At 49.5% G+C, this 3,670-nt stretch carries 2 protein-coding genes; both read left to right on the top strand.

Annotated features, from left to right (window positions below; all coding sequences use genetic code 11):
• Window positions 1–738 precede the first annotated feature (738 nt).
• Complete coding sequence (locus LPA02S_RS11095) at window positions 739–1,911, top strand: RNA-guided endonuclease InsQ/TnpB family protein (protein ID WP_056956210.1); 1,173 nt, start codon at window positions 739–741, stop codon at window positions 1,909–1,911.
• A 188-nt stretch (window positions 1,912–2,099) separates the two neighbouring features.
• Window positions 2,100–3,482: a hexose-6-phosphate:phosphate antiporter UhpT gene (gene uhpT, locus LPA02S_RS11090; protein ID WP_056956305.1), complete on the top strand. Its 1,383-nt coding sequence runs from the start codon at window positions 2,100–2,102 to the stop codon at window positions 3,480–3,482.
• Window positions 3,483–3,670 lie beyond the last annotated feature (188 nt).

Here is a 3,670-nt window from a genome sequence, read left to right as displayed (position 1 = left end):
CCTGCGTTCCCTTGCAGTGGTTACCATTCCGACCCCACACGCCTCCGCATACCGGCCCGACCGACGCGGCCTCCCGCTACTATAGCAACTACGTCTCCGGGCACGACGCCTCCACCTCACCACCGCTTCACCGGCACCCTCTAGTTTGATAAGCGTCCATAACTATGGTATTTAGCGGACGGTTTTATACTTTAGTTTTTCGTGAATGCGATATGTGCCCGTGCTGGGTCGACGGCTGTAGGCCACATGCCCGAAGTTACGTAGGAGTAAAACGACGTACAGAATTCAAAAATTGAAATCGTGGTGACCGCAACTGTCAATTCGGTTGCGGTATTTTTGTGCATTAATGGAAAAATAACTAAACATTTGGGCCGATGCTTGTTATCGAACCGGTTTGTGGCGCTAGTATAAAGATGTCAACATAACGTTATGTGAGGAGGTAGTTAACTGTACTTTAAATCATGGAACAAAGTGTAATAACGGGATATTATCAAGACGCAATAATTAAGTGGAAGACATCTTGATACCCAGATGTAGTAGTTTCGACTAAATGCAATCATTTGTTGCAATTTTTGAACAGCCATAACTTACTCTCCAAATTGCAAACCGCATGGGATAGGCAAAGCCTATTAGAAACTATCAAGTCACGCTTGTTGAGCACCTCAAAACCAGCGTAAAATTTAAGGTGTTGAATAGTTGCCGCGGTGTTCTATGTTTATGTTGGGGGAGTGAGCCAGGATGATTAAAACACACAGGATTAAGTTGTACCCCAATGCCACCATGCGCCGCGCGTTCCAACTACTGTTTGACTACCGACGCTACTGCTATAACCTGGCCCTCGAATCATGGAACGGCATGTACGATGAGTCATTGTTCATGGACGATAAGTCATTACGGCCCAACGAACGTAAAGTACGTAATGAGCTGGTCAACAACAAGCAGGATTGGCAGTACGAACTCTCAGCCCGGGTTTTGCAACTGGCAGTACACGATTTGGCTCAGGGGTGGCGGAATTTTTTTAATCCGCAGATGCCCAACCATGGACGCCCACGGTTTAAGTCCAAGAAACGGTCACGCAATACATTCACAACTGATCGTGCGCGGGTGGTTAACAAAAAACTTCGCATAGATCGACCACGTGGTTGTACATCGTGGTATGACATCCGGATGGCGGAACCGGTGCGCTGGGCTGGTCAGCTAAAAACAGCGACCGTGGTCGAAGAGGCTGATGGCTATTACGTTGCGCTAGTTGTGGAGGTTGACGAGAGTGTCGCGGTTAAAGCTGGGCATACAGTCACGGGAGTAGATGCCAATATTGCCCGCTTTGACTATCGCGACGCTACGGGCTACCAATCGGTTTCGACCATGAGTGCCAAGTTACTGCGGTTGTACGACCGCATTACCCACTATCAGCGGTTGCTGGCACGTAAACGGGTGGCAAACCCTTCAAATTTCCGGTCCCAGAACTACCGCGCAACGAGAGCCAAGTTGCAGCGAGATTATCAAAAGGTGACCCGAATTCAAATGGATTTACTGCACAAGTTTACACACCAGTTAGTACAAACCAATGACGTGATTGTGATTGAAGACCTTGATAACTTGCATATGCACATGAACAAACGCTTAGCCAAAAACTTGCACCGTTCACTGTTCGGCAAGTTTAAGAAACTTATGCAATATAAGTGTGCATGGTCCGGCGTGAAGCTAGTCATGGTTGATCGGTTCTATCCGAGCACCCAGCGCTGTTCGCAGTGTAGCTTCGTCAAAACTGGCGCGGACAGGATTGCATTAGAGGGTAATCGCCGTCATCATACTGGACACGACCAGTATTTGTGTTATCAATGCGGTGCAAGTATGCGCCGCGACCAAAACGCGGTGGAGAATTTAATCCAGTATGCAATGGTCAATTAATCATTCTGGGTATGGCTAATACCTTATGGTTCAAGAGTCAGTCAATGTCGTGCGGATGTTTATCCAAGAGGGAATACTGATGATGACGGGACTAAGTGAGATGCAGAATGTCAATCAAGAAAGGAAATATATAAACCTTTATTGGTGTCGAAGAGACATTCTTCCACATTTTATATAGCAGGGTTATCATGCAATTTTTTGATTTAAAACGTCCGGCCAAACTGGGGTTATCAATTCCGGAGCAAAAGCACCGTTGGCTCCGCGAATTTTTGAAGGCGTTTATGGTTGTCTTTATGGTTTATTTCTGTATGTATTTGGTGCGGAACAACCTGTCGGCAGCGCAACCGCTATTGGTGAAGCAGGGTTTAACCACCACCCAATTAGGTTGGATCGGGTACGGCTTTTCTTTAGCCTATGGGATTGGTAAGACACTGTTGGGCTACGTGGTTGATGGGAAAAACACGAAACGGTTTATGTCGTTTCTGCTGGTTCTGGCAGCGGTAATGACGCTCTTGGTAGGGGTATTGTTGTTAATGAATCAGACCCCCGTGGGCTTGATCTTGGTTCTGTGGTCATTGAACGGACTGTTTCAGTCCCCGGGTGGATCTGCATCGTTATCCACGATTTCAAGGTGGACAACCACTACTACGCGTGGGCGCTACATAGGTATTTGGAATATTTCCCACGAGCTTGGTGGAGCCGTTGCAGGGATCATCGCACTTTGGGGTGCAAATCACCTGTTTGGCGGTAACGTCGGGGGTATGTTTATCTTTCCGGCTGCAATTGGTTTGATTGTTGGCTTCTGGGGCTTGTTTTTCGGTGCTGATGACCCGCAAGAATTAGGTTGGGATACCAGTGAGGTTATCTTTGACGAACCCGTTCCCGCGGCTGATCAGGAAGCGGCAAAGATGAGCAAGTGGGATATTCTGAAGACCTTCGTTATTAAGAGCCCGTGGGTGTGGCTACTCTGTATCGCGAACGTGTTTGTGTACGTGGTGCGGATTGGTATAGTTAACTGGGCGCCTTTGTATACGGTACAGCAGTTGCACTTTACCGTGGCGCAGGGCGCGAATACGTTGCTGCTTTTCCAGCTCGGCGGTATTATTGGCAGCGTGGTTTGGGGGCTGGTTTCTGACTGGCTCAAAGGACGGCGAGCAGTGGTTTCCATTCTGTGCCTGGTGTTAACCGCAGGAGTGGTGCTCGGGTACCGTTACGGGACGACGCCGACGATGATTAACATGTCGCTGTTCTTTCTGGGGATGCTGATATACGGGCCGCAATTACTGATTGGGGTGTCCGTGATCAGCTTTGTCCCCAAGAATGCGCTAAACGTATCGGACGGGCTCACCGGCACCTTTGCCTACATCTTTGGTGACCTGATGGCCCAGGTTGGTTTTGCGGCCATCGCCGATCCAAAGGCGCACGGGCTGCGCGTGATGGGGCAGCTGTTGCACGGTTGGAACGACACGTTTATTGTGTTCTACGCCGCCGTGGTGCTGAGTGTGATTACGCTCGCCGTGGTGGCAGTGGGGGAGGAGCGCCGAATTCGGGGCGCGGCAGTGGCAAAGTAACGGTGTGAACGATAACTAATTGTTTTGTATGGAGATGAGATGGCTCACCTCTATTTTTATGGGCGTAGGTATTGCCGGACGCGTTGGTCAGGATGCTGCGGTGCCGTTGTTCCCGGACATATGATGAATACAGTAGCGGGAGGCCGCGTCGGTCGGACCGGTGAACTGCGGCTTACGTGGGGTGCTCC

It is taken from the genome of Lacticaseibacillus pantheris DSM 15945 = JCM 12539 = NBRC 106106, from assembly GCF_001591865.1.
GTDB classification, from domain to species: Bacteria; Bacillota; Bacilli; order Lactobacillales; family Lactobacillaceae; genus Lacticaseibacillus; species Lacticaseibacillus pantheris.
Note: the sequence above shows the minus strand (reverse complement) of the source record. Positions and strands in the feature narration are given on the sequence as shown.

Bases quoted from the DNA above. Each gene is read 5' to 3' on its own strand.
- LPA02S_RS11095 (WP_056956210.1), top strand. From the start codon at position 739: ATGATTAAAACACACAGGATTAAGTTGTACCCCAATGCCACCATGCGC.
- uhpT (WP_056956305.1), top strand. From the start codon at position 2,100: ATGCAATTTTTTGATTTAAAACGTCCGGCCAAACTGGGGTTATCAATT.